19 protein-coding genes are annotated in these 26,382 nt (G+C 63.0%); 11 read left to right on the plus strand and 8 right to left on the minus strand.

All coding sequences use genetic code 11. From position 1 onward, the window contains the following. Nucleotides 1-182 precede the first annotated feature (182 nt). The 3 genes from C7G41_RS27650 to C7G41_RS27660 form a co-directional block, all read right to left on the minus strand. A complete protein-coding gene (locus C7G41_RS27650; protein ID WP_106945489.1) occupies nucleotides 183-1,187 on the minus strand; it encodes a TRAP transporter substrate-binding protein in 1,005 nt (334 codons plus the stop codon). 222 nt (nucleotides 1,188-1,409) lie between these two features. Then, nucleotides 1,410-2,972: a 2-isopropylmalate synthase gene (locus C7G41_RS27655; RefSeq protein WP_106945490.1), complete on the minus strand. Its 1,563-nt coding sequence runs from the start codon at nucleotides 2,970-2,972 to the stop codon at nucleotides 1,410-1,412. A gap of 435 nt (nucleotides 2,973-3,407) precedes the next feature. Further along, on the minus strand, nucleotides 3,408-3,671 hold the full coding sequence (locus C7G41_RS27660) for a hypothetical protein (protein WP_106945491.1): 264 nt from the start codon (nucleotides 3,669-3,671) through the stop codon (nucleotides 3,408-3,410). Between the two features lie 275 nt (nucleotides 3,672-3,946). Here C7G41_RS27660 and C7G41_RS27665 point away from each other — a divergent pair, with 275 nt between their 5' ends. Then, the gene (locus C7G41_RS27665; protein WP_106945492.1) at nucleotides 3,947-6,883 is read left to right on the plus strand and encodes a patatin-like phospholipase family protein; all 2,937 of its coding nucleotides are present in this window, start codon (nucleotides 3,947-3,949) and stop codon (nucleotides 6,881-6,883) included. Between the two features lie 16 nt (nucleotides 6,884-6,899). Here the strand turns inward: C7G41_RS27665 and C7G41_RS27670 are convergent, their stop codons facing one another. Together C7G41_RS27670 and C7G41_RS27675 are read right to left on the minus strand one after the other, a co-directional pair. Further along, entirely contained in the window at nucleotides 6,900-7,454 is a 555-nt protein-coding gene (locus C7G41_RS27670; RefSeq protein WP_146159803.1) for a hypothetical protein, read from the minus strand. 78 nt (nucleotides 7,455-7,532) lie between these two features. Then, nucleotides 7,533-8,408, minus strand: a complete 876-nt coding sequence (locus tag C7G41_RS27675) for a hypothetical protein (protein WP_146159804.1) — start codon at nucleotides 8,406-8,408, stop codon at nucleotides 7,533-7,535. Between the two features lie 211 nt (nucleotides 8,409-8,619). Here C7G41_RS27675 and C7G41_RS27680 point away from each other — a divergent pair, with 211 nt between their 5' ends. The 10 genes from C7G41_RS27680 to C7G41_RS27725 all read left to right on the plus strand — a co-directional run bounded on the left by C7G41_RS27680 (nucleotide 8,620) and on the right by C7G41_RS27725 (nucleotide 22,646). Beyond that, on the plus strand, nucleotides 8,620-9,840 hold the full coding sequence (locus C7G41_RS27680; RefSeq protein WP_106945495.1) for an SMP-30/gluconolactonase/LRE family protein: 1,221 nt from the start codon (nucleotides 8,620-8,622) through the stop codon (nucleotides 9,838-9,840). Between the two features lie 198 nt (nucleotides 9,841-10,038). Continuing rightward, a complete protein-coding gene (locus C7G41_RS27685) occupies nucleotides 10,039-11,223 on the plus strand; it encodes a calcium-binding protein (RefSeq protein ID WP_106945496.1) in 1,185 nt (394 codons plus the stop codon). A 9-nt stretch (nucleotides 11,224-11,232) separates the two neighbouring features. After that, the gene (locus C7G41_RS27690) at nucleotides 11,233-12,336 is read left to right on the plus strand and encodes an FAD-binding oxidoreductase (protein ID WP_106945497.1); all 1,104 of its coding nucleotides are present in this window, start codon (nucleotides 11,233-11,235) and stop codon (nucleotides 12,334-12,336) included. Between the two features lie 241 nt (nucleotides 12,337-12,577). Then, nucleotides 12,578-13,819 (plus strand): ABC transporter substrate-binding protein, encoded by a 1,242-nt coding sequence (locus tag C7G41_RS27695; RefSeq protein WP_106945498.1) that lies wholly within the window; start codon nucleotides 12,578-12,580, stop codon nucleotides 13,817-13,819. 104 nt (nucleotides 13,820-13,923) lie between these two features. Next, a complete protein-coding gene (locus C7G41_RS27700) occupies nucleotides 13,924-14,799 on the plus strand; it encodes a branched-chain amino acid ABC transporter permease (RefSeq protein WP_106945499.1) in 876 nt (291 codons plus the stop codon). Between the two features lies 1 nt (nucleotide 14,800). Further along, the gene (locus tag C7G41_RS27705; RefSeq protein WP_106945500.1) at nucleotides 14,801-15,727 is read left to right on the plus strand and encodes a branched-chain amino acid ABC transporter permease; all 927 of its coding nucleotides are present in this window, start codon (nucleotides 14,801-14,803) and stop codon (nucleotides 15,725-15,727) included. Next, nucleotides 15,727-17,208, plus strand: coding sequence for an ATP-binding cassette domain-containing protein (locus tag C7G41_RS27710; RefSeq protein WP_199198646.1), 1,482 nt, complete (start codon nucleotides 15,727-15,729; stop codon nucleotides 17,206-17,208). Before C7G41_RS27705 ends, C7G41_RS27710 begins: the two co-directional genes overlap by 1 nt. Nucleotides 17,209-17,249: 41 nt before the next feature. Continuing rightward, nucleotides 17,250-18,491: an ABC transporter substrate-binding protein gene (locus C7G41_RS27715; RefSeq protein WP_106945502.1), complete on the plus strand. Its 1,242-nt coding sequence runs from the start codon at nucleotides 17,250-17,252 to the stop codon at nucleotides 18,489-18,491. A 174-nt stretch (nucleotides 18,492-18,665) separates the two neighbouring features. Continuing rightward, nucleotides 18,666-21,182, plus strand: a complete 2,517-nt coding sequence (uvrA, locus tag C7G41_RS27720) for an excinuclease ABC subunit UvrA (protein ID WP_106945529.1) — start codon at nucleotides 18,666-18,668, stop codon at nucleotides 21,180-21,182. 153 nt (nucleotides 21,183-21,335) lie between these two features. Then, on the plus strand, nucleotides 21,336-22,646 hold the full coding sequence (locus C7G41_RS27725; RefSeq protein WP_106945503.1) for an ABC transporter substrate-binding protein: 1,311 nt from the start codon (nucleotides 21,336-21,338) through the stop codon (nucleotides 22,644-22,646). A 926-nt stretch (nucleotides 22,647-23,572) separates the two neighbouring features. On the opposite strand, the gene C7G41_RS27735 is transcribed toward C7G41_RS27725, so the two are convergent. The 3 genes from C7G41_RS27735 to C7G41_RS27745 form a co-directional block, all read right to left on the minus strand. After that, a complete protein-coding gene (locus tag C7G41_RS27735) occupies nucleotides 23,573-24,742 on the minus strand; it encodes a Gfo/Idh/MocA family protein (RefSeq protein WP_106945505.1) in 1,170 nt (389 codons plus the stop codon). Nucleotides 24,743-24,791: 49 nt separating this feature from the next. Then, a complete protein-coding gene (locus C7G41_RS27740) occupies nucleotides 24,792-25,103 on the minus strand; it encodes a septal ring lytic transglycosylase RlpA family protein (RefSeq protein ID WP_007601095.1) in 312 nt (103 codons plus the stop codon). A 102-nt stretch (nucleotides 25,104-25,205) separates the two neighbouring features. Next, nucleotides 25,206-26,051, minus strand: coding sequence for a CmcJ/NvfI family oxidoreductase (locus C7G41_RS27745; protein WP_106945506.1), 846 nt, complete (start codon nucleotides 26,049-26,051; stop codon nucleotides 25,206-25,208). Nucleotides 26,052-26,382: the final 331 nt, after the last annotated feature.

Here is a 26,382-nt window from a genome sequence, read left to right on the forward strand (position 1 = left end):
CTGGAAGGATGTCGTGAGGATGGGCGCAGCGCGGCTTACGCGCAACTTACAACTTGGACAGGGAGCGCGTCCTTTCCAAGATGTAACGCTCCTGAATTTTAGTTCAGTCGCAATCGGAAATCATTCGCAACAAAAGGGGCTTCCGCGCCAGGCACGGAAGCCCCTTTCAACGTCCGTTCAAATCAGTTCGTCGTGCTCTTTGCTTCCTTCTGGAACTCGTCGATCAGCGGCTGGCCGACGCGGCCTGCGGCGTCCTTGTAGACCGGCTCCATGGCCTTGCGCATCGCCTCGTCCTGCTCCGGCGTGAGCTTGATGATCTCGCTCTTGCCGCTCTTCCTGATCTCGGCGAGCGCGTCCTCGTTCTCCTTCTGCGACTGCGTATTGTTGAAGTCGGTCGCTTCCTTCATCGCCTTCGTCAGCTGGTCGCGGATGTCCGCCGGCAAATCGTCCCAGAACTTCTTGTTCACGATCACGACGTAGCCGATGTAGCCGTGGTTGCTCTCGGTGATGTACTTCTGCACCTCGTGCATCTTCTGGGTATAGATGTTCGACCAGGTGTTCTCCTGCCCGTCGACGACCCCGGTCTGCAGCGCCTGGTAGACTTCGCCGAACGCCATCACCTGCGGCAGCGAGCTGAGCGCCTTGAACTGGGCCTGGAGCACGCGCGAGGACTGGATCCGGAACTTGACGCCCTGATAGTCGGCCGGCGCTACAAGCTTCTTGTTGGCGCTCATCTGCTTGAAGCCGTTGTCCCAATAGGCAAGGCCGGTGATGCCCTTGGAGTCCAGCAGCTTGAGCAGCCGAAGGCCGAGCGGGCCTTCCGTCACCTTCCGCAGCGTCTTCAGGTCGGGAAGGATGTAGGGCAGATCGAACACCTCGAATTCGCGGATGCCGAGCGGGCCAAACTTGGAGTTGGACGGCGCCAGCATCTGCACGCTGCCGAGCTGGAGCGCCTCGAGCTCTTCCTTGTCCTTGTAGAGCGTCGAGTTCGGGTAGATTTCGACCTTGACCTTGCCGCCGGTGTACTTCTCGGCGAGCTCCTTGAATTTCTCCGACGCCTTGCCCTTCGGGGTGTCGGTGGCCACCACGTGGCTGAACTTGATGATGATGGGCGACTGGGCCGATGCCGGCCCGGTCAAGCCAAGTGCCAGGACCGCCATGGACGCAGCGATCGCGAAGGTGCGCATAATCTCTCCCTTTTGTTATTTGGGCCACCCGGCGCGGGGGGCCGATCCTTATGCAGGTTGCATCAATAGCGGCTGGGAGGCGGAGCCGCTATTGGCCCTTAGCAGGGCAGGTATTCGCCGCCACATGCAGAGTCATTCCGGGGAAGTCCGTTAGGACCTAACCCGGAATCCCGAGATTCCGGGTTCTCGCTTCGCGAGCCCCGGAATGACGAACTTTGTTCGTCAGCTCGCCGCCGCAGTCGTCACCGCGTCGCGCTGACGCTTCATGACGATCTTGTTGAGCGCGCCGAGATAGGCCTTTGCCGAAGCCACCAGCGTGTCCGGATCCGCCGCGCGCGCCGTCATCGCACGTCCCTCGTGCGACAGCCGCACCGAGACTTCGGCCTGCGCGTCGGTGCCCTGAGTCACTGCGTGGACCTGGTACAGCTCGAGCTTGGCTTCGTGCGGCACCAGGCGCTTGATGCAGTTGAACACCGCGTCGACCGGGCCGTTGCCCTCGGCCTCCTCGATCTTGATCTGGCCGTCGACGTCGAGCTTCATGGTCGCGCGCTGCGGGCCATGGGTGCCGGCGATCACGGTCAACGAGGTCAGCTTGATGCGGTCGTGCGAAGCCGCCATCTCCTCGTCGACCAGCGCCTCGATGTCCTCGTCGTAGATGTCCTTCTTGCGGTCGGCCAGCGCCTTCATCCGTGTGAACGCATCTTCCAGCTGGTTCGGGCCGAGCTTGTAGCCCATCTCCTCCAGCTTGTGCACGAAGGCGTGGCGGCCGGAATGCTTGCCCAGCACCAGCGAGGACTGCTTGAGGCCGACCATCTCGGGCCGCATGATCTCGTAGGTCGAGGCGTCCTTCAGCACACCGTCCTGATGGATGCCGCTCTCATGCGCGAACGCGTTGCGGCCGACGATCGCCTTGTTGTACTGCACCGGGAACGAGGTCGCCGCCGACACCACCTTCGAGGCGCGGGTCAGCTGCGTGGTGTCGATCTTGTTCCAGTAGGGGAATTTGTCGTTGCGCACGTTGATCGCCATCACGATCTCTTCCAGCGCGGCATTGCCGGCACGCTCGCCGATGCCGTTGATGGTGCACTCGACCTGACGCGCACCGCCGACGACGCCGGCCAGCGAGTTCGCCACCGCCATGCCGAGATCGTTGTGGCAGTGCACGGAGAACACCGCCTTGTCCGAGTTCGGCACGCGCTCGATCAGCGTCTTCATGAAGTGGGTGTATTCGTCGGGCGTGGTGTAGCCGACGGTGTCAGGAATGTTCACCGTGGTGGCCCCGGCCTTGATGACGGCTTCGACGATGCGGCACAGATAGTCCATCTCGCTGCGGGTGCCGTCTTCGGCCGACCATTCGACGTCGTCGATCTGGTTGCGGGCGCGCGCGACCATGGCAACCGAAGTCTCGAGCACCTGCTCCGGGGTCTTGTTCAGCTTCACCCGCATATGCAGCGGCGAAGTCGCGATCACGGTGTGGACGCGGCCGCGCTTGGCGAATTTCACCGCTTCGGCGCAGCGATCGATATCGGCGGGATGCGCGCGCGACAGACCTGCGATGATAGCGTTCTTGGAGCGGCGGCCGATCTCGCTGACCGCCTGGAAGTCGCCCTCGGAGGTGATGGGAAAGCCGGCCTCGATGACATCGACGCCCATATCATCCAGCATCTCGGCAACCTCGAGCTTCTCCTCGAAGGTCATGGTGGCGCCGGGGCATTGCTCGCCGTCGCGCAGGGTGGTGTCGAAAATGATGACGCGGTCCTTGTCGGACTTGTTCACGGGGGCCATTTGAATTTCCTTTTGAGCTTTTGCGCCGACAGTCTTCTGGGCGCTTGAGGTGTCCGGTGATCTCGACCAACCCCTGAGCGCCCAGGCGCATGGCGCCCAGCCGGCCCTCAGGGGCAAGTAAGAAGAAGCCCGCCAATCAGGAGGGTGGGCAGCAGCGCGGCCGGGATCGTGGCGGCGGCCAGAGCCACCTCCCCCGAAATCCCATCGATTTGGCCGCGAATCAGCATTGCCAGACCCTTTTGAGCCCTCAATCCTCGGTCAAAACCGTTGACGGTTGGTTGCCGGGGAGGCTCGATGCGCCGTTTCTAGACGAGAAATGGCAACAACTGCAACGCCAAAAGATGGACAGAAGGGCTGACATGATCGCAGCGCCGGATGCGTGGAAGGACCCGGTGCCGGGTGTTTGGCCGACCGAACGCCGGCAAGGCGGTCAAGCTACGCGGTGCGGCGAGCGCGAGCCCTGCTCTCCCAGCGGTTCAGCATCTGACCGAGCTCGCCGGTGCCGACCGGCGTAGCCGTGCCGGCGATCGCGATCTCGTTGGTGTTGGCCGGTGCGTTTGCACTGAGCCAATCCGGCTCGCTGTACTCACGCCAGCGGCGCGCCTCGGCTCGCCTTTTGCGGGAGACGTGTTCGCGGGTGAAATAGCCGGCCGCAAATGCAATCCCGAGCAGCAAAACCAGTACGACGACAGCGACCACAGTAAACTCCGACTTACGCCCCGAATGACGTTCTGCCAGCCTCGCGCGGGAGGTCAAGGCTTGACATGCGAGAGAAACCAGCGGCGCTCGTCCCTTGGGCAGATGAATTGTCGCGCGGGCCGGCGGAACGCCTCCCGTGTCGGCGTCGCCGTTCCAATACGCAACAATCTCTTGTTGGGGACGACATTATCAAGCTTGACATGGATTGCATTTTGATCAGGCTACAATCATTGAGAGAATGACGTTCGTTATTTCGTCGAGCACGGATTGCGATCATGAATTCAGAAGACCACGGTGCGCACGTCGCTGCGTATTGGTCGTACTTGTCGACAAAGAAATACTTCACCCGGGATGCCCAAGCGCAACTGATAAGAGCTGAAAGGAATGCGCTCAACGAAGGCCGGATGGCGCGGCGCGGAGTCGGGCCGGAATTTCCATGGACCGGGCTCGCACTTTCCGGCGGCGGCATCCGGTCGGCGACCTTCAGCCTCGGCGTTCTGCAAGCGCTCGCACGGAACGATATCCTCAAGCATTTCGATTTCATCTCGTCGGTGTCGGGCGGCGGCTATATCGGCGCTTCGCTGCAATGGTGGTGGACCCAGGGACAAAACGGCGTTGGGCCTGAGAACTTTCCGTATGGGCCTGGATCTGTGGGAGCGGACCAGACGCCGCCATTTGCAACCAAACAGCAGCGCTCGAGGCTGAGCTTCCTCAGAAGTCACGGGAAATATCTGATACCCGGTCAGGGCATCAACATATGGTCGGCTCTGGCAGTCGTGCTCAGAACGGTCCTGCTCAGCGTTGTGGTCTGGATCCCGCTTCTGACACTGCTGACGTTCCTAATCCTGCTCGTCGATTTTCATGTCGTGGATAAAGCCATCAACGCGACGTCGGGCCGACCTGAGACCCATCCCGCGATCTCCTCGCCGTTTGCGAGCTTTTTCACCGGGCGGGAGGTCGCCAAGCTGGACGTCGACAAGCCGGAGGTCGCCAAGGCGGAACAGCCGGCGGCCAAGACTTCGCCTTCAGCGAACCTGGGACCTTCCGGCGCCGATTCGACGCCTGCCGCACCGGGGATCGAGGCGGTGAAGCAGAAGAGCGACATCGTCAATGAGAATGAAACGGCGGTGGATAACGGAAAGACCGCTACCGCGCCTGCAGCCAGCCCGGAACCATCCAGCGCCGATGCCACGCCCGCGACAAAGGGAATCGAAGATGCCAAGCACAAGAGCGACATCGTCAACAGGAGTGGCACGGCGGCGAATGACGGAAAGAGAAAGGACGCAAGACTGCGGCAAGCCTTAGCGGAGGCCCTCGCGCCGCGGACGTTGTTCGCTGTGCTGCACTGGCTGGCGCTCCTGGGCGCCGCGCTGTTCGTCGTCGTGGCGCTTGTTTTCGCCCTGCTCAGCGGAGCTTCAGAAAAGCCGAGGCCAAAAGGAATCGGCTTCTGGCTCCTGCTCGCGCTCGGTGTGATTTGCTTGGTCATTGCAGGTTTCCTTCTGTCGAGGAAGGAACTGGCGGATTTCGTAGATATGGATTGGGTTCTCGTGGTGCTATTCAGCCTGGTCGGCGCCACGATCGTCGGCCGATCCGCCGTCGACAGCGACCCCAGTGGAAGCTACAGCCTCCGGCGCAATCTCGAACTGTGGTTCGGGCGATGGTTTCTTCGCTGGGTCGTCATCGCAGTGCTGGGCATTGTTCCGCTGTTGCCCCTCTATGCGATTTCGGCTTCCGCCGACAAACTTGGCTCTTCATGGCATGTCGTTGGGGCGGTGCTCACGATCCTGAGCGGCGCGATCTCCGCGCTCTACGGATACTATCTCAAGCTGAAGAACTGGATGCCCGGACTCGCCGGCCAGATCTTCGCACCCGCCGGCGCCGCCGTCTTTCTGCTCGGCACGTTGACGATCAGCTACACGCTCTCGATATTTGCAATAGCCTCACTGACGACCGACGCGAAGGCCCTCGCCGACGAGCTCGCTGACACGAGACACCTGCTTCAACAGATCTTCCCGCCTGTGTTCATTCTGGCGATCCTGGTCGGCTGGCTCGCCAACCTCAACCATGTCGGCCTGCATCGCTTTTATCGCGATCGCCTGATGGAAGTATTCATGCCGAGGCCGGCGGCCGTGAGACAAAATCGCGTCTCCGCTTCGACGGGGGCCGATCTCCTGAACGTCGGCGATCTCAAATCGTCCGGGGGCATGGCTGGACAGCCGCGGGACCTGGGACGCGTGCCCTACCCGCTCGTGAATGCATTTGCCTTTCTTACCGACAGCAGCGATGGACGCGTTGAGCTGCGCGGCGGCGACAACTTCCTCATCTCCCCACTTTACGTCGGATCGCGCGTCACGGGCTGGCGCAAGACGAACGACTATTGCGACATCCATGGCCCTCTCACGCTTGCGACGGCCATGGCGGTCTCCGGTGCGGCCGTGAACTCCAACGCCGGATATATCGGGACCGGCCTCACCAGGGACCGCCTGGTCTCGGCCGTCATGACCATCCTGAACATGCGCCTTGGCGCGTGGATCGGAAATCCGAAGCAGGCGCGGCCGGGGCCTCGACGGTCCTATGTTCCAACGATGCTGAGGCGCCGAAAGACGCCGTCCTATCTCTTCCCGATGCTGACGTCGGGATTGTTCAGCGTGCCGACGCAGGACAGCCGGTTCATCGAGGTCTCCGACGGCGGGAACTTCGAGAATCTCGGCATTTACGAATTGATCAGGCGAGAGGTCGGCGTGATCCTCGTCGTCGACGGTGAAGCCGACCCGACGCTGGCGTTCCCCGCGCTCGTTTCGGCCATCAACCGGGTCAAGGAGGATTTTGGCGCGACGATTCGGCTGTCCAATCTGCAAGGACCGGATCAGCTTCTCCCCAGCGCGTCGCTGACCGGCTATCCGGAAGGCGCGAAATTCGCGCAATCCCCGTTCATGATCGGCGAGATTTCCTATGCGGGGTCAAAGAAGGGAGTCCTCATCTACATCAAGGCAACCTTGATCAAGGAGCTCGACTTCACAACCTACGGCTACCGCGCTGGCAGCACGGATTTTCCACATGAAGGGACGGAGGACCAGTTCTTCAGCGAGGCCCAGTTCGAGGCCTACCGGAATCTGGGCTTCGTATGCGCCGAGAGGATGATCGCGGGAACAGGGATCGCCAAATGGATCAATTCGGACAGCCACCCGCCGGCTCAGGTGGCCGGCCTGTGAGCATAACCACCGCGGCTCAGACCGCGAAGCGGGACCAAAACACGAAGACGAACAGCATCGCCCAATTGAGCAGGACGAGCGCGGCGACTGTCGTCAGCGACGGCAGGTAAAGGCGGCGGGCCGAACGTCCGATCAGGAGGCAACCCAGCAATACGCCCACCAACGCATAGGCAAAGCCAAGCAGGGCATCGACGGGGTTGCGGCTTGTCACGGCGAGCAGATTGACCAGAAAGTCCTCGACCGGTTGCACCACCAGAAGATCTTGGGGAACAATAAACGCAAGAAGCGTGAGCAGCCAGGTCAGGACGTAGACCCTGGCGGCTGCGATCCGCGAAGCGGGCTGCGTCGCAACCCCGCTGAGCAGGACCAGCGCCAGGGCCGGAACGAGGCCAATGGCCCAGATATCGAAGCGATCGATCAGGAAAACGTTGTGCTCGGCCGCGAACGTCTTCGCGACGACGAACAGCAGACAAACGGCCAAGAGTTCGGCGGCCAGCCAGCCATCGAACGTTCCTGCGCTACGCCCCCTCGGTCCGTAGGACGACGAAGGCTGCGCCGTCTCGTCTTTCAACAGAAGAAGGGACATCTATTCGACCTATCCAACAAGGCTACTCCGTCAGCTTCTACGAATTGCGTTAATCGCGAGTTATCACCGGGACATGTTCCACTGCGATTCGTCGCCCCGCACCGGAAATTGTTCAGATCCTGTCACCCGCTCCAGATCATTGATCCTGACAAAGAAGTTCGGCTGGGCAACCGTCAGGGTAAACGCCACGCATGCGATACGGTTCTCGTCAGTCTGGTAACGACGTACCTCTACGTTACGATTGCTGAAGGCCCCTGCGAAAGAAGGAGATACCCCCAATGCGGCAATTAAGCGACTCTTGAACTGGGCCACGACAACGCCGGTTGTGAAGGAAAATTGCCCGCGATTGCTCCTGCCGCCAAAGCTGTCGCTCGTCAGGTCATTAGACTCCTTGCACTGGTCGCGCCGCCCCACATAGGCGGAATGCAGCCCGCCCTCGATAACGGATTTTTCGGCCCATGGGATACGCGACACACTATCATGATACCTATCATAGGATTCGCCGCGAACCTGTCCCTCGAACGAGGAGGATTTGAAGACATATTTCCTTGGGCATTCCGGGCGTGGATAGGGTCGGGCCGGCTCGATGCGCCTGAGACCGACCATTTCCGGCCCTGGCGGGGCGGGGTCGGCGCCCAGCATGCGACCGCTCTTGATCACGAGCATTCCAGGCCTGCCTTGCGGCAGCCAGTTCTCGCGGGCGACATAGATGAAGTCCACTTCCGTGGGCCGCTTGCTGTCGATGGAAGGATCAGTGGCCAACTGCGTCCACCCCACAGTCCTGGGCGCCAGATGCGGCCGATAGAACAGAGCGCCGTCCTGCAACTGAGAGAGATCGGCCTTCATTCCCCCACATAGAACAGTTTGGCCGGCGGCCGGATCGACGGCCGCCGCGAAAACGACGGCCAGTGCTGCGACAGCAAGGATTTTGCTCTTCATGAGTATCGTTGCCCCATCAATATCTCGAGGGCACCGCAATATATGGATGACCTTCGCCCTCTGGTTGTGCGGATATAGCATGCAGATTCGGCTTTCGCCATGCTCGAGTGGCCCGAGATAGCCCTCCCCCTCGCAACCGTCATCGGACCGCACTACCTTCCCCCTGCTCGGCCGGATCAACCGGCCAGCCGAACATGATCGGGAGGACGCGATGACACGCCAAAAGCAGCGTGACCAGGATGCTGCGCTTTCACGACGAACGCTCGTTCAGGGGCTTGCGCTCGGCGCCGCCACTTTGGCCGGCGCCGGCTCCGCGCTGGCCCAGACCGGACCTGCCGCGCCGCCGACGACGATTACCACCCCGCCACGCGATTTCGGTCCCAACGGCGCGCCGACCACCTATTTCTGGGACCCCGACGTGATCGCGGTCGATCCGTCCTTCAACGATCTCGCGCAGCCCAACACGGCGATCAAGCGTCTCTATACCGGCGTGCTGTGGGCTGAAGGCCCGGCATGGAGTGCACAGGGCCGCTATCTGCTCTGGAGCGACATTCCCAACAACAGGCAGATGCGCTGGAGCGAAGACGACGGTCGCGTCAGCGTGTTCCGATCGCCGTCCAACAACTCCAATGGCAACTCGTTCGACTTTCAGGGCCGCCAGCTCTCTTGCGAACATTTGACCCGGCGGGTCACGCGTTATGAACATGACGGCACCGCGACCGTGCTTTGCGACAACTACAACGGCAAGAAGCTGAACTCGCCGAACGACGTCGTCGCGCATCCTGACGGCAGCTACTGGTTTACCGATCCGCCCTATGGCGGCCAGCTCTACGAAGGCGAGCCCGACGCCGCGGGCGGTCCGAGCAACACCAGTGGCAAGCTCAATCCGCGGATTGGACAGCCGGCCGGCTTCGCACCGGGCAAGCGCGAGCTGCCGACCAATTGCTATCGCATCGACCCTAGCGGCCGTGTCGATCTCGTCGTCACCGAGGAGCAGGTGCCAGATCCGAACGGGCTGTGTTTCTCGCCGGACTTCAAGAAGCTCTACGTCGTGTCAACCGGCAAGGGACCCGGCGACACCGGGCCCGGCGGCAAGGGCGAGATCTTCGTGTTCGACGTCGGCGCCGACAACAAGCTCACCAACCACAAGCGGTTCAGCGAGTGCGTGATCGACGGCGTGAAGTGCGGGCCGGACGGCGTGCGCTGCGACGTCAACGGCAACGTCTGGGCGTCTAGCAACGCCGGCCGTGCCGTCGGCTACAGCGGCGTGACGACCTGGTCGCCGGACGGCAAGCTGCTCGGCCGCATCCGGCTGCCCGAAGTGTGCGGCAACGTCTGCTTCGGCGGCCCCAAGCGCAACCGCCTGTTCATGGCCGCGAGCCAGTCGCTCTATGCGGTGTACACGGCCACGCAGGGCGCAGGCCCGGGCTGAGCCCGCGCGAGAGACCACAAGCACGGGCGTCGGCGTGGACCGCCGGCGCCCGCGGTTCCCTGATCGCAATCAAGCTATGCCCCGGGCAAATCTCCGCCATCAATCCAACGAAGATTGAATCGCGCGGCAAGGCCGCAGCGCGGCGCGAAGACATGATGCTCTTCGTTCCCGCGCCCGACTTGAACCGGGAGTTGCGCGATGCGCCGTATGCCAAACGACACCATCATCGTCAGCGTTGGGACCCAGCAATTCGTCACTGAGTTCGGAGACCCGGGCCTGCCGAACGACGGCCGCGGCGGAAGCGACAAGATGATCGCGACCGTCGACGGGAGCAACGCGGTCCTGACATTCGTTGGCGACGACCAGGGCCTGCAAGGACATTCTCACGGAGGAAACGACCATCTCGCTGCGACCGTCACGGGCTTCGGCGATTACGTGTTCGTCGACGGCGATGCGCAGGCGATGTCCGGCCACGCCCGTGGCGGCAACGATGTATTTTACGTCGATGCATCGACATCGATCTACGCGACACTCGGTGTTTTTGGCGATGCCGAAACCGCCATGTCAGCCGACACGAAAGGCGGCAATGACGTCGTCATTGCATCGATGGGAAACAGATCGTCCGGCGCGTTCAGCGGAGACTCCGGCAGTTCGATGAGCGATCATGCGCAAGGCGGCAATGATATCCTCAGCGTGACCCAGGTCGGCATTTACGGCGGCGCTTCGATATCGGGCGAGGCCCTCGTGTCCATGAGCGGCGATGCGCGCGGCGGCAACGACATCCTGATCTACACCGTCGGTGCCGCGGCCCAATCCGGCGGCGCGTCCCTGGTCGGAGACGCAGGCTACATGAGCGACGATACCCGTGGCGGCAACGATATCCTGATCGCGGCTGTCAACGGCAACCCGGACTCCACGTCCATCGTGCTCGTGGGAGATGCCTCGAACATGTCAGGCAACGCGCATGGCGGAGATGATATCCTCCTCGGCAGCAACCGCGACGATTGGCTGTATGGCGATGCACAGACCTACGCCCCGTTCACAGCCGGCTCGATCACGGGCGGCAAGGACATGCTGAATGGCGGTGGCGGAAATGACCAGCTCTGGGGCGGACCGAACGACGACAGATTCGTCTTCAACCAGGGCTCGGGCCTCGACGTGATCAACGATTTCGACGAGGGTAACAAGGCTGTCGGCAGCACGGCGCGAGAGCATGATTTGATCAATTTGCACGATTACGGCTTCGCAGACTGGGCGGCGCTGAAAGGCCTGATCAGTGATGACAGCACAGGAAACGCGATGATCCATCTGACGGCGACCGACACGATCACGCTGGAGGGGGTCCATACCGCGGATCTCCATGCGAAGGATTTCATTGTGTAAGGGAGAATCATGCGCGTTGTGATCTGCGGCGGCGGCGTGATCGGCGCCTGCACCGCCTGGTTTCTTCGACGTCACGGCATCGATGTCATCGTCGTGGAACGAACCGAGGTGGCGGCCGCCGCGTCAGGCAAGGCGGGCGGCTTCCTCGCGCGCGATTGGTGCGAGGGCTCACCGCTCGATGCGCTGGCGCGACGGAGCTTTGCGATCCATGCGCAACTGCCGGAAGAGATCGCAGGCGATTGGGGCTATCGCCCGATGACCGCTTACAGCGGCTTCGTTGCTGCCGACGGCCATCCGCGCCGCGATGCGCCGTCCGCGCTCGGCTGGCTCAGCGACGGCGTCATCATCGCCCAGCGCATCGGCACGGTGGAGACCACTGCGATCGTTCACCCCAAAAAATTCACCTCAGCCGTGATGAACGCGACGCTCGCGCAAGGCGCCGAGCTTCGCAGCGGCCACGTGACCGGCATCATGCGCGATGCGGACGGCACGACCGCGACGGGTGTCGAGGTCGACGGCCGCATCGTCGAGGCGGACGCCGTCGTGATCACGATGGGACCATGGTCGCTGCTCGCCGCGCAATGGATGAGCCTGCCCGCCGTCTACGGCCAGCGCAGCCCGAGCATCGTCTACGACACCGGCACGGATGCGCCGGCCGATGCGCTGTTCCTGGATTATGAGGAGAATGGCGGTGCCGTGTCGATCGAGGTCTTTCCTCGCGCCGACGGCAGCACGCATATCACCGCTCTCTCCGACATCGCACCGCTTCCGCTCGATCCGGCCGCCGTGACGCCGGACCACGACGCCATCGCGCGCCTGCAAACCATGTCCGAGCGGCTGTCGCCGCTGTTCCGCGCCGAGAGGATCATCGCGCGGCAGGCCTGCTTTCGTCCCGTGACACAGGACGGCCTGCCGCTGATCGGCAAGGTGCCGAAAAGTGAAGGTCTTTATGTTGCGACAGGCCACAATGTGTGGGGCATCCTGAATGCGCCCGCCACCGGCGAGGCCATGGCGCAACTGATCGCGGAGGGCGCGACGCGCGAGGTGGATATCTCACCATTTGATCCCGCTCGGCTCCAGCCGCTTGATCCTTCGCTGCTGCAAGCGCGCTGAACCATAGCTGCTTATCGACCGTCGTTGTGCGCGCCTGCGACAGCGGCGCATGCCCACCGGCGAAATCTGCATGCCTGCGCGTGAAACGGGTCTGACAGCTTTCCTGCCCGCTATTTGCGCAGCGCTAGACTTTAGTCCGTGCCTCACAATCCTGAACGCGGTTTCACTTGCCGAGAATGTCTCCGCCGGTATAGTCGCGACATAATGGCTCATAAGAGGCCTGTCGAAGGGAGAGAACAAGATGAAGAAACCGCTCTCTGTTGCGTTGCGAATAGCACTCGGTACCGCCGCGGCCGCTGTGTTGATGACGTCAGGCGCGGCACTTGCGGCTGACCCGATCAGGATCGGCGTAATTGCGGAAGCGCAGGCGATTGCCGGCGCCTCCATCCCCCAGGCGGCACAGCTCGCCGCCGACGAGATCAACGCCAATGGCGGCGTCGACGGCCGCAAGATCGAGATCGTCTCTTACGATAATCACTCGTCCTCGGCAGATTCGGTGCGCGCGTTCCAGCGCGCGGTGAACGAGGACAAGGTCAACGCGGTCATCGCCAGCTACATCAGCGAAGTCGTGCTCGCACTGGAGCCATGGGCCTCGCGGCTGAAGACGCCGTTCGTCACGCCCGGTGCCGCTTCCAACGAGATCAGCAAGAGCGTGCATGCCGATTACGAGAAGAACAAATACACCTTTCACGGCTATCTGACCTCCGCCGCGCTGGCGCTCTCAGTCTGCGACGGCGCCAAGGACCTGCTCGTCGACAAGATGCACATGAAGACCGCCGTCATCATGAGCGAGGACGCCGCCTGGACCAAGCCGCTCGACATCGGCTACGAGGAATGCCTGCCCAAGATCGGGCTGAAGGTGCTCGACCACATCCGCTTCTCGCCCGATACCACCGACTTCACGCCGATCTTCAACAAGATCGAGGGCTCCAAGCCCGACGTGATCATCACCGGCATCTCCCATGTCGGCGTGCAGCCGACAGTGCAGTGGAAGAACCAGCAGGTGCCGATCCCGATGTTCGGCATCGCCTCGCAGGCCACCAACGAGACCTTTGGCAAGGACACCAATCAGGCGGCGGAAGGCGTGCTCTACCAGGGCGTCTCCGGCCCAGGCGTCGCGGTGACGCCGAAATCGGTGCCGTTCGCCGAAGCCTTCAAGAAGAAGTTCGGCAACTATCCCTCCTATGCCGGCTACACCGCCTATGACGAGGTCTACTACATCGCCGACGCGGTGAAGCGCGCCGGCTCGACCGACGCCGACAAGCTGGTCGCCGCGCTCGAGACGACCGACTGGGAAGGCACGATCGGCCGCGTCCAGTTCTATGGCAAGGACGATCCGTTTACGCACTCGATCAAATACGGCAAGGGTTTGATCACCGGGCTGATGCTGCAATGGCAGGGCGGCAAGCAGAGCGCGGTCTGGCCCAAGGACGTGGCCAAGGTCGACATCAAGTTCCCGAGCTTCATCAAGCTCTCGAACTAGAAGGACACGCTCCCGGGACCAGCGCCCGGGAGCTTCCCCATGCGGCTCCCGCAGCACGTTGCTCCAGCAACATCGTCTCTCATAAATCAGATTGCCAACCCTAGATGCGTGCTTTCCAGATTCTGATCGATGGCTTTGCCATCAGCGCTCTCTATGCTCTCGGTGCCACCGGCTTCACGCTGATCTTCGGCGTCTCCGGCGTCCTCAACCTCTCCCACGGGGCCATCATGGTGGCGGCAGCGGTGGCGGCCTGGGCCGCCGCCAGCATCCTGAATGTCGGCACCTATGCCGGCGCACTGTTCGGCGTCGGGGTCGCCCTCCTCACATCCTTCGCCACCTATTTCGCGGTGGTGAAGCCGATCCAGGACTCCCGGCGCATCCCGAATGAAGAGAAGGAGATATTCGTCCTCACCGGCACACTGCTGTGGGGGATCATGATCCAGGAGGTGATCGCCTATTTTTTCACCAACAACGCCAAGACCGTGCTTCCGATCGTCGAGGGCGTGGTCGAGATCCTCGGCGTCCGCACGCCCAGGAACGAGATCTTTACCGCGATCGTGTGCTGCTTCGTCATCGCGCTGCTGTGGCTGCTGGTGAACCGCACCCGCACCGGCAAGGCCGTGCTGGCGGCCTCGATGAACCCGCGCGGCGTCACCCTGCTCGGCCTCGAGCTGACCAACATCTACGTCGTGGTGTGGGCGATCTACGGCATTCTCGCAGGCATCGCCGGCGTGCTGCTCGGAATGTTCCTCGGCGTCAGCTCCTACAGCGTCGGACCGCTGACCGCGAGCGCGTTCTCGATCGTCGTGCTCGGTGGCCTCGGCAGCGTCTCCGGCTCGCTGATCGCGGCCTTCGTTGTCGGCTATCTCGAAACGCTCACGGCCTATCTGATCTCGCCGGCCTACCGCACCATTCCGGCGCTGCTGCTGCTCGTGTTCGTGATGTACATCCGGCCCCAGGGCCTTCTGGGGAGGCGCTGAGATGGCCAGCTTCTTTACGACCCGCCTGTTCTTCATCTCGCTCGCGCTCGTCATCATCGCGGCGACGCTGCCGCTCTACGTCTCCGGCTACGTGCTCGGGCTCCTCACCGTCGCCTTCTATTTCGGCGTGTTCGCGATGGCGTGGGACCTGCTGTTCGGCTTCGCCGGCGAGGTCAATTTCGGGCCGACATTCCTGATCGGCGTCGGCGCCTATACCGCCGGCATCCTGAATGCCCAGTTCGGCTGGTCGGTTTACGCTTGCATCGTGCTCGGCGCGCTCGCCTCCGTCATCGCCGGTCTCGTGCTGGCGCTACCCGCGCTCCGGGTGCGCGGACCGTATTTCGGCCTGACCACGCTGGTCGCAGTGCTGATGCTGCAGAATTTCATCGTGGTGTTTGCCGACCTCACCGGCGGCGAGATCGGCCTGACCATCCCCGACGTCATCACCATCAACGCCGGCGCCAATTACTGGATCGCGCTCGGCTTCATGACGATCTCGGCGGCCATTCTTTATGGCCTGTCGCAATCGCCGATCGGACTGGTGCTGCAAGCCAGCGGCCAGGATCCGGTGCAGGCCGGTGCGCTCGGCTTCAACATCGTCAAGCACAAGCTCGCCGCCTTCATCGTCAGCGCGTTCTTCTCGGGGCTGTCAGGCGCGCTGCTGGTGTTCTATTTCGGCACTGCCTCGGTCGGCACCGTCGTCGACGTCGCGGTCGGCGTCAACGTGATCGTCTCGGCCGTGCTCGGCGGCCGGCGCACCGTGCTTGGCGCGGCGCTCGGCGCGATCTTCCTGATCGTCGCCGGCGAGTTCCTCAGGCCCACCGGAGAGCTCGCGACCTTCATCGTTTCGGCCGTCGCGCTGCTCGTCGTGCTGTTCTTCCCCGGCGGCTTCCTCGGAGCGGCCCTCTCGCGCGAGGCGCGTTCGTGATGGATATGCGAACTTCAAACAGGGCCGTTCTCGAAGTCCGCGGCCTGACCAAGCGCTTCGGCGGATTGACGGCAGTGAAGAACCTCGGCTTCGAGGTCAATAGCGGCGAGATTTTTGGCCTGATCGGGCCGAATGGATCGGGCAAGTCGACCGCGATGAAGAGCGTGATGGGCATTGAGCGCCCGACCGCCGGCGAGGTGATCTTCGAAGGCGAGAACGTCGCCGGCCTTCCCGCGCACAAGATCGCGCGCAAGGGCTTTGGCATGGTGTTCCAGCATTCGCGGCCGCTGAACCGGCAGACCGTGCTGGAGAACATCATGGTCGCGCTGCTGCCGGACAGCCTGTTCATGCTGTTTCCGGACAAGGCGCTGCTCGAGCGCGCCAAATGGATCGCCGACCGCGTGGGCTTAGGCTCCGTGATGAACCGCCGCCCGCCGACGCTGCCCTTCGCCGACCTGCGCCGGCTCGAGCTCGCCAAGGCGATCGCGCGCGACCCCAAGGTCGTGCTGGTGGACGAGCCCTTTGCCGGGCTGACGCGGGCCGAGGTCGAAATCTTCTCCGACCTTATCCGCAGCTTTCGCGACGAGGGCCGTGCGGTGATGCTGGTCGACCACAACGTCAAGAGCGTCGCGGCGCTGGTCGACCGCGTGCTCGCGATGTATCTCGGCGAGGAGATCGTCACCGGCAAGGCCGAGGACGTCATGAAGAACGAGACGGTGCGGCGGGTCTATCTCGGCGGCGCCATCGAGACCCACGCCCGGCCCGAGACCAGCTTCAAGGACAAGGTGCCGCTGCTCCAGGTCGAGAATGTCAGCGTGTTCTACGGCAAGGCGCAGGCGCTGGAGAACGTCTCGATCCACGTCCACGAGGGCGAGTTCGTCTCGATCGTCGGCCTCAACGGCGCCGGCAAGACCACGCTGTTCAACACCATCTCCGGCTTCCTGCCTTATACCGGCGAAATCGTGCGCAACGGCGAGAAGCTGCGCGGCACGACGCCGGCGAAGATCGCCCGCAGCGGTCTGGTGCAATGCCCGGAATCGCGCGAGCTGTTCGGCGAGATGAGCGTGCGGGAGAACCTCGACCTCGGCGGGCAACATCTGGCCGACGACAAGCGCGCCGCACAGCTCGCCTGGCTGTTCGAGCTGTTCCCGATCCTGAAAGAGCGCCAGGGCCAGATGGCGCAAACGCTCTCCGGCGGCGAGCAGCAGATGCTTGCGATCGGCCGCGCGCTGATGATGCAGCCGCAGATCCTGATCCTGGACGAGCCAACGCTGGGCCTCGCCCCCGTCATCCTCGAACTCCTCTCCAAGGCATTGACGAGGCTGCGGCAGACGACGTCGATCACGGTGCTGCTCGGCGAGCAGAACGTGACCTTCGCCCTTCCACATGCCGACCGCGTCTATGTGCTCGAGCACGCAAGGATCGTCTGGGAGGGCGATCCCGGTCGCTTCGCCGCGGAAGCCGGCGCCGATTTTCTCTAGTTCGCGCATATCAATAACAAAACAAGCAAAGGGAAACGACCATGCGACCATCGACGAATTTGAGCGGCAGCTTCCTCCTCGCCTCCGCGCTGGCGCTGTGCCTCGCTGCTCCCGCCTACGCGCAGTCGAACGACCCGATCAAAATCGGCGTCATCGCCGAAGTGCAGTCGATCGCGGGGGCCGCGACGCCCGGCGGCGCGCAGATCGCCGCCGACGAGATCAACGCCAAGGGTGGCATTCTCGGCCGCAAGATCGAGATCGTGACCTACGACAACAAGAGCTCATCGGCCGACTCGGTGCGTGCGTTCCAGCGCGCGGTGAGCGAGGACAAGGTCTCCGCCGTGATCGCGAGCTATATCAGCGAGGTCGTGCTGGCGCTCGAGCCCTGGGCGGCGCGGCTGAAGATGCCGCTGATCACCCCCGGTGCCGCCTCGAACGAGATCACCAAGGCAATCCACAACGACTACGAGAAGAACAAGTACACCTTCCACGGCTATCTGACCTCGGCGGCGCAAGCCCAGCTCGTCTGCGACGCCGCCAAGGATCTCCTGGTCGACAAGCTCAAGTTCAAGACGGTCGCGATCATGAGCGAGGACGCCGCCTGGACCAAGCCGCTCGACGTCGGCTACGAGGCCTGTCTTCCGAAAGCGGGTCTCAAGGTCGTGGAGCACGTCCGCTTCTCGCCTGACACCACCGACTTCACGCCGATCTTCAACAATATCGAGGGCAAGAAGCCGGACGTGATCGTCACCGGCATCTCTCATGTCGGGGTGCAGCCGACCGTGCAGTGGAAGAACCAGCAGGTTCCGATCCCGATGTTCGGCATCAGCGCGCAGGCGCTGAGCCCGACCTTCTGGAAGGACACCAATGGCGCGGCCGACGGTGTCCCCTCGCTGGCGGTGGCAACGCCCGACGTCGCCGTGACCTCCAAGACGAAACCGTTCGCGGCCGCCTTCAAGGCCAAGTTCGGCTCGCCGCCGGCCTATACAGGCTACACCGCCTATGACGAGGTCTACTTCATCACGGAGGCGATCAAGCGTGCGGGCTCGACCGATCCCGACAAGATGGTCACTGAACTCGAAAAGACCGACTACGAGGGCACGATCGGCCGCATCCAGTTCTACGGCAAGGACGACGAGTTTACCCACGGCATCAAGTCCGGTCCCACGACCGTATCCGGTCTGGTGTTCCAGTGGCAGGACTCCAAGCAGGTCGTGGTCTGGCCCGAGAAGATCGCGGAGGGCAAGCTGAAGTTTCCGAGCTTCGTCAAGCTGTCGCAGTAACACGCCGGACTGGACACCGGCTCGGTTACCGAGCACCCCATCACCCCTGCAAGGCCCGTCGCTTCGACCGCGACGGGCCTTCGCTTTGTGCGGAACGCAACGGATACGCTGGCGTCGGTGGACCCATCCTGCGATCCTGCCGTTAACCTCCCAGGCGTGGGCCGGAGCAGCCAGATGGACGACCGATCAAGACAACCCGATGGCCTGATGCAGGACGACGGCTTCGTTCGCGTGCGGGGCGCGCGTGAGCACAACCTCAAGAACGTCGATGTCAGCATTCCGCGCAACGCCCTCGTCGTGTTCACGGGCGTGTCGGGCTCCGGAAAATCCTCGCTCGCGTTTGGGACGATCTACGCCGAGGCGCAACGGCGATATCTGGAATCGGTGTCGCCTTACGCGCGGCGGCTGTTCCACCAGATGCAGATCCCGGAGGTTGACGATATCGAAGGCCTGCCGCCCGCCGTCGCGCTCCAGCAGCAGCGCGGCTCGCCGACGACGCGGTCGTCTGTCGGCAGCGTGACCACCATCTCGAACCTGCTCAGGATGCTCTATTCCCGTGCCGGCGATTACCCGCGCGGACAAAAGATGCTTTATGCGGAATCGTTCTCGCCGAACACGCCGGAGGGCGCCTGCCCGACCTGCCACGGTATCGGCAGGATGCTCGACGTCACCGAAAAGTCCATGGTGCCCGACGACACCCTCACCATTCGCGAGCGTGCCGTCGCAGCCTGGCCAAGTGCCTGGCAAGGACAGAACCTCCGGGACATCCTGACAACGCTGGGCTACGACGTGGACAAGCCCTGGCGTGAGCTGCCCAGGAAGGACCGCGAATGGATCCTGTTCACGGAGGAGCAGCCGACCGTTCCGGTCTATGCCGGTTACGACTTGGCCGAAGTCAAACGGGCCCTGCGCCGCAAGGAGGAGCCGAGCTATCAGGGCACGTTCACCGGCGCCAAGCGCTACGTGATGCAGACCTATGCCAAGTCCGAGAGTGCGATGATGAAGCGCCGCGTCGCGCAATTCATGATCACCCAGGACTGCCCGACCTGCCATGGCACGCGATTGAAGCCCGAGGCGCTCAAGGTCAAATTCGCCGGTCTCAACATCGCCGAGATGTCTCATCTGCCGCTCAAGAAGCTGCAGGAGGTGATGAAGCCATTCGCGAAGGCTTCGACGGATGGGGCATCGGAGAAGACCATCGTCGCCAGGCGCATCTGCGAGGATCTGTCGGCGCGACTGGCGGTCCTGCTCGACCTCGGGCTCGGCTATCTCGCCTGCGAACGCAGCACGCCGACGCTGTCGCCGGGCGAGTTGCAGCGGCTGCGACTTGCGACACAGGTCCGCTCCAACCTGTTCGGCGTCGTCTACGTGCTCGACGAACCCTCCGCAGGCTTGCATCCCGCTGACACCGAGGCGCTGCTGCGGGCGCTGGACCGGCTGAAACACGCGGGCAATTCGATCTTCGTGGTCGAACACGAGATCGAGGTGATCAGGCATGCCGACTGGCTGGTGGATGTCGGTCCTGACGCCGGCGAAAGCGGCGGGAACATCCTCTATAGTGGGCCACCCGGTGGGCTTGGCCAAATCGAGCAATCGCGAACCGCCCACTATCTCGCGCATCCACGAAAGCCGCTGCCCACGGTCCATCGCGAGCCAAAGGGGCATCTGAAAATCCGGGGTGTGACCCGGAACAATCTTCACGGCTTCGACGTCGATATCCCGCTCGGCGTTCTCGCCAGCGTGACCGGCGTGTCGGGCTCCGGCAAATCGAGCCTGATCAGCCAGTTCCTCGTCGATGCCGTGGCGGAGCATCTCGGCCATGCACGGACCGCGGACGCGGACGAGGACAGCCTGGCAGCACCCACGGTCGAGACATTGGGCGGCAGGATTGCCGCCGGCCTCGACCAGATCGACCGCCTCGTCGTGGTGGATCAGAAGCCGATCGGCCGCACGCCACGATCCAACCTTGCGACCTATACCGGCCTCTTCGACCACGTCCGGCGGTTGTTCGCCGCGACGCCGCAGGCAAAATCCCGCCGCTACGATGCCGGGCGCTTTTCCTTCAATGTCGCGAAAGGCCGATGCAGCACCTGCGATGGTGAGGGATTTGTCTGCGTTGAGCTCCTGTTCCTGCCCAGCGTCTACGCCCCCTGCCCGACCTGCAAGGGCGCGCGTTACAACGACAAGACGCTGGAGGTGAAGATCCGCGGAAAATCCATCGCCGATGTGCTGGCGATGCGCGTCGACGAGGCCTTCGAATTCTTCCGCGAAGATGCAACACTGAATCGTTCGCTATCGGTCGTCCGCGAGGTCGGCCTCGGCTATATCCGCCTCGGTCAGTCCGCCACCGAACTGTCGGGTGGCGAGGCCCAACGCATCAAGCTCGCGACCGAGCTCATGCGTCCACAACGCGGTCACACGCTCTATGTCCTGGACGAGCCGACCACCGGTCTTCATCCCAGGGATGTCGAGCGGCTGATCGCCCAGCTCGAGCGCATCGTGGACGCCGGCAACAGCGTGGTCGTAGTCGAGCATGATATGGATGTTGTCTCTCACAGCGACTGGATCATCGACCTCGGTCCCGGCGCCGGCGACGAAGGCGGCCGTATCGTGGCGTCGGGGACACCGCGAGAGGTCGCCAAGGCCGGCGGGAAAACCGCGGGCTATCTTGCCCGTCGCTTGAAGCAATAGTTCGGGTCTCGTCACTCATTTCGCAATTGCGTTCTGCGTCGCGGAGGTCGGACCCCGACTTTCGCCATGTTGACTTTCCGCCGTCCCGCTCCCCATACTTCGAAAAAAGATAACAAGACCAAATCATAAAAACGGTTTTTGAGGGAGGATAGGATGCCGACTTCACGCAGGCAGCTGCTGAAGAGCTCGGCGGCTGCCGCCGCCGCACTCAGCCTCGATTGGACACGGGCCCAGGCGCAAGCCGAGAATTTGCGCATCGGCCTGATCTACGACCTCACCGGTCCGTTTGCCGCCGGCGGCTCGGTCGCCTCCTCGGTCGGCGCGCAGATCGCCATCGACCTCGTCAACGAAAAGGGCGGCATCGGCGGCAAGACCAAGATCGTGCCGGTCGCGGCGGACTCGCAGAGCAAGGCGGACGTTGCGATCAACGAGGCCGAGCGGCTGATCAGCCAGGAAAAGATCGACATCATCAACGGCGTCTATTCCAGCGCGCATGCAGTGCCGATGGCGGCGAAGGTCGAGCAGCAGAAGAAGATTCTCTGGATCACGACCGCGGTCTCGACCGCCGTGTTCAAGGACAAGAACCTGCAATATGTGTTTCGCGCGCAGATCCATTCCGATCAGTACGGCCAGGCCTTCGCGGGCTTCGTCGCCGAGCACGCGCAAGGCAAGCTCGGCATGGACCCGAAGGACGTCAAGGTTGCGCTGATCCACGAGGACGGCCCTTATGGCGTCGGCGTCGCGGCGGCCGACGAAGCCTATGCCAAGCAGGCGGGCATCCAGGTGGTGATGCGCGAAGGCTATTCGGCTTCCGCGCCCGATCTCTCGGTGCTTGTGACCAAGCTCAAGCGTGCCAAGGTCGATGTGATCTCGCATGCCGGCTACAACCCCGATATCACCCTGTTCCTGCGCCAGGCCCGCGAGAGCGGACTGCGCTTCAAGATGCTGTTCGGCGCGGGCGCCGGCTACAGCCAGCTCGACAAGCTGCGGGCGACCTTCGGCCCTGACATCGACAATTTCTGCAACATCGATCCGGTGCCGGCGCAACTGCTCGATGCCTCCAAGCTTGCGCCCGGAATCGGCGATCTGACCAAGACCATGGTCTCGCGCTACCAGGCCAAGACCAGCGCCACCGACGTGCCGCCGCATTGCTCGATGGGATTCAACCAGACCTGGATCCTGCTCAACAACGTGCTGCCGGTCGCCAAGGAGAAGTACGGTAGCTTCGAACCCGAGGCCATTCGCAAGGCCGCGCTCGACGTCGACATTCCGGCCGGCGGCACCATCCAGGGCTATGGCGTGAAATTCTTCCCGCCGGGCACGCCGCTCTCCGGCCAGAACGAGCGCTCGACCCCGGTCGTGATGCAGAATGCCGGCGAGCACATCTCCGTGGTGTGGCCGACGAACATCAGGACGCAAGACCCGGTGTTTCCGCTGCCGAAGGGATCGACCTACGGGACGTAGGATTCAAGCCGCGCAGACGGTGCACCCTCTCCCCTTGCGGGAGAGGGTGGCTCACCGCGAAGCGGAGAGACGGGTGAGGGGTTTGTCTCCGCGAGAAAACCTCTCGGGCCGGGCACAACGGGATGTCCACAGCACCATAACGAACGCTCTAGGGTAGGTCGCACCCCGCAAATAGGCAATCGTTCTACTGTTTGATTGAGGTGACTGTGCCTGTACAGCCACTCGATGCTCTGAACGTTCCGGTGCCTCGATTGCCCGAAGTGAAGCTGGTACCGGTGACGGTGACCCCATCGTAGATGCCGACGGAGTGGCCGACCCCGTTGGCGTTGATCGTTCCGGTGGCACCCCCGCCACTGACCCTTCCGCCGGAGACGACGACTGTCGACGTGGTGGTGGTACCGCAGCCCACTGCAGTAACGAGCCACACGCCGTCGAATTTGCTAACGCTACCACTACCACCACCGCTTTTCCGGGCGGGTTCGGGCTTGCTGCGTCGTGCGGGCTTTTCAGGCTCCACCGAGCGCGGTGCCTGCCGCAAGCCGGAAAGGGATTTCTCATCATTCGCGATACTCCCGCCTGCGCTGCCAGATTGAGCCAACGCAGCGCTCGCCATGCAGGCCCAGATCAGAAGGGAGATGAGTGTATTTCCAAGCGTAGCTTGAGCTGAACTTTCCACAATGATTTAATCCCATATCCAAACAGACCGTGCCAATAACGCGACAAAGATTTGCCAGTCATGCCCCCTCGTCAAGCGCTACGATGGGCTGGGGCGGGTCCTTGGCACAACGCGGCGGCTTCAGCGACATCGGCGGCGGCTATCAGGCCCCGCAATCAGTGTCGGATAACAGCGCTTCTCATTGACGACACTCGGAGAGGCGCTGAAAACGTACGCACCAGGTTCAGCTAGATCGGCGTTGTCGCGCCCCCTACAACACCACCCGCCGCCCCTCCTCCGCCGCCCAATAGCCCGCGTAGTTCACCTTGATCGTCTCATACGCCAGCGCGAGATCCGACAGCGGCTGGCGTCCCGTCGCGGCGCATTCCATGAAGTCCTGGATCTCCTGGAGATAGCCGCGCGTCCACTCCTCTTCGAGGCAAACATATTGCCAGCCGGTTTTGCGGTCGACCTTCTCGGTGATGTAGACGGAGGCGAGCTTCTCCTCGGAAGTCTGGTAGCTCATCAGATGATTGTTCGGCGTGATGTTGGCGAACAGCGAGCCGCCTGACGTGTAGGTCTCGATCAGATTGCGCACGCCGCCCATGATCATGTCGCCGGAGAACACGGTGGCCTTGGTGCCGTCCGAGAAGGTGGCGGTCAGCGTGCCCCAGTCCTCGACGTCGACAGGATTGGCCTTGATGTAGGTGCGCTCCTCCGGCTTCAGGACGGCCGTGACGTTGCCGACATCGCCGCTGACGCTGGCGACGCGGATGGTCTCGCCGCGCGCCTTGGCCTCGACCTGCTTGAGATACAGCACGGCGGAAAGCGGATGGCAGCCCATCCGGATCAGCGAGCCGCCGCCGGTCATCGCCCATTGTGCGGCATGTGCCGCATGCGAGCCGGAATGGCTCTCCTCGCCCTTCATGAACAGGATCTTGTCCTTGGTCGCTCTGAGAATCTCCGCGGTCTTGGTCACCGCCGGCGCGTAGATCCAGTCCTCGGCATACATGAAGAGCTTTCCGGTGCGCTCGATCGCGGCACGCGTGGCGTCCATCTCCTCCAGCACGCGCTCATACATCAGCGCCTTCGGCACATGCTTGCCGATCGGCTGCCGGTCACCGTCGCGGCCGAAATACCCGGCGAACGGCTTTTCGCAGATCACGTGCTTGCCGGCCTGCATGGCGGCGACGATCATCCCCGCATGAAGATTGGGCGGCGTGCAGATGTCGATGACATCGAGCTCGCGATCTGCGATCGCTTCCGCGAAGCTGCGATAGACCCGTGGGATCTGGTGGCGGGCGGCGAATTCGACGACGTGGTCGCCGCGGGCGGCGACGGCCGCGACCTCGACATCCACGCCGTAGACGCGCCGGAACGCATACATATGCAGCTCCGACACGAAGCCGCAGCCGACGAGTCCCACCCTGATCCTGGCCATAGCGCCCCCTGACCCATGCTTTGGGCAGCACTATAGCGCGCTGGCAGGTCTATTCCACCGAGACCCGCACCACACCGGCACTCATCATGCCCAGCGCTTTGGCGGCCGGCACCGAGAGATCGACGATCCGGCCGCGGATGAAGGGGCCGCGATCGTTGACGCGGCATTGAATCGAGCGGCTGCCGTAGGACACCCTCAGCACGCTTCCGAAAGGGCGCGTCCGGTGCGCGCAGGTCAGCTCGCCTTTTCCGGCTTTTCCGTATCCGTAATAGGAGGCAAGCCCGCTTTCGGCCTGGGCAAAGGAAACTGCAGAAAGCGAAAAAGTAGCAAGGCAAGAAAATAAAGTGGTCTGCGCTCGCACGGCACCGCTCCCGGTTGGCCCTGCCCCGCGCAGCAACGTTTGTTGTTCCCGTGGGTTCCCGAGCCACCGCCGGGCCACGCCCGGCGGTGCCATCACACATTGTTACTGTTTGTGGAACACGAGCGTCCGGACCTCGATGCTTTCGCGCGGCGCCGCATCCGCCGGCGTGGACGGATCGACGAACGCCGTATGGGGCCCGAAGCGCGTGCGCCCATCGGTTGCGGAATCGTAGCACTTGAGCAGCAGCGCTTCCTCGGTCGTCATCTCGGGAAAATAGAACCAGCGATGGTTCGGATTGTATTTCACCGAATAGGTCTCGCCGCGACGGTTGGGATAGATCAGATCGGAGGCGACGAGATCATCGGGTGCCACGGTCGTGCCGTCGGCCATCGCAAGCGGCGAATCTCGTAACGGACCGCGGATCGGCCGCCACAAATTGATCACCTGCACACGCCCCTTCAGCAACTCTTCGGCCTCATCGGGCAGATGTTCGCGCACGCGGTTGGCGCCTGAGACGGCGGTCTGGTCGACATGGACGCGCGTTGCCGGCTGACGCGGGCCGCCGTCGCGGATGTCCGCGGCGCCCTCGACGCGCCTGCGCACGGTATGGTCGAAGATGAATACCCGATCGGCCTTCAGCGTCGCGCGCAGGAAGGCCTCCACGGCGGGATAGTAGACCGCCCTCACCTCTTCGTCGTTGCTGAAGTCCTTGACCTGGGTCGGATGCCGCACCAGCGCAAAGCCTTCGCGGTCGAGCGAGAAATTCTGCGCGATCAGGCGCGCATCGAAGATCGGAACCTGATGCGGCTCCGGCAACGACGTGCTCTTGGGCTCACCCGGCGGTGGATCGAAGGCGTAGGTGCGCGGTTTGCCCGCAACCGGTGCCAGATAGTTGAGTTCAGCGGTGACGAAGGGAAGCGATTCGATTTTTGTTTCTTGCAGGCCCATGGCCGGTCTCCCGATGTGGTCGTCTGAATGATTTTTGACGGGATCGAGCGTCGTGCAAGGGGGAGGTACAAATAGCAATGAGGGTATTGTCGCGAGCGGAAAATGCAGAAGGAACGCATCGAAGAAGCGGCTTGGATTGGAACGCGGTCTTTCCGCTTCACGAACGCTTGAGTGCTTGTGAGGTCTCGTGCTCCGGACGCGGCGCATCACGCAGTGGTGCGCCGCAGAGCCGGGGCCCATCTCACCGGCAGCATCTCTGCGGCATGGGTCCCGGCTCTGCGCAGCAGCGTTGCACGCTGCAGCGCGTCCGGGACACAGCGGTGTGCTTGGC

The organism is Bradyrhizobium sp. MOS002 (genome assembly GCF_003020115.1).
Taxonomy (GTDB): Bacteria; Pseudomonadota; Alphaproteobacteria; order Rhizobiales; family Xanthobacteraceae; genus Bradyrhizobium.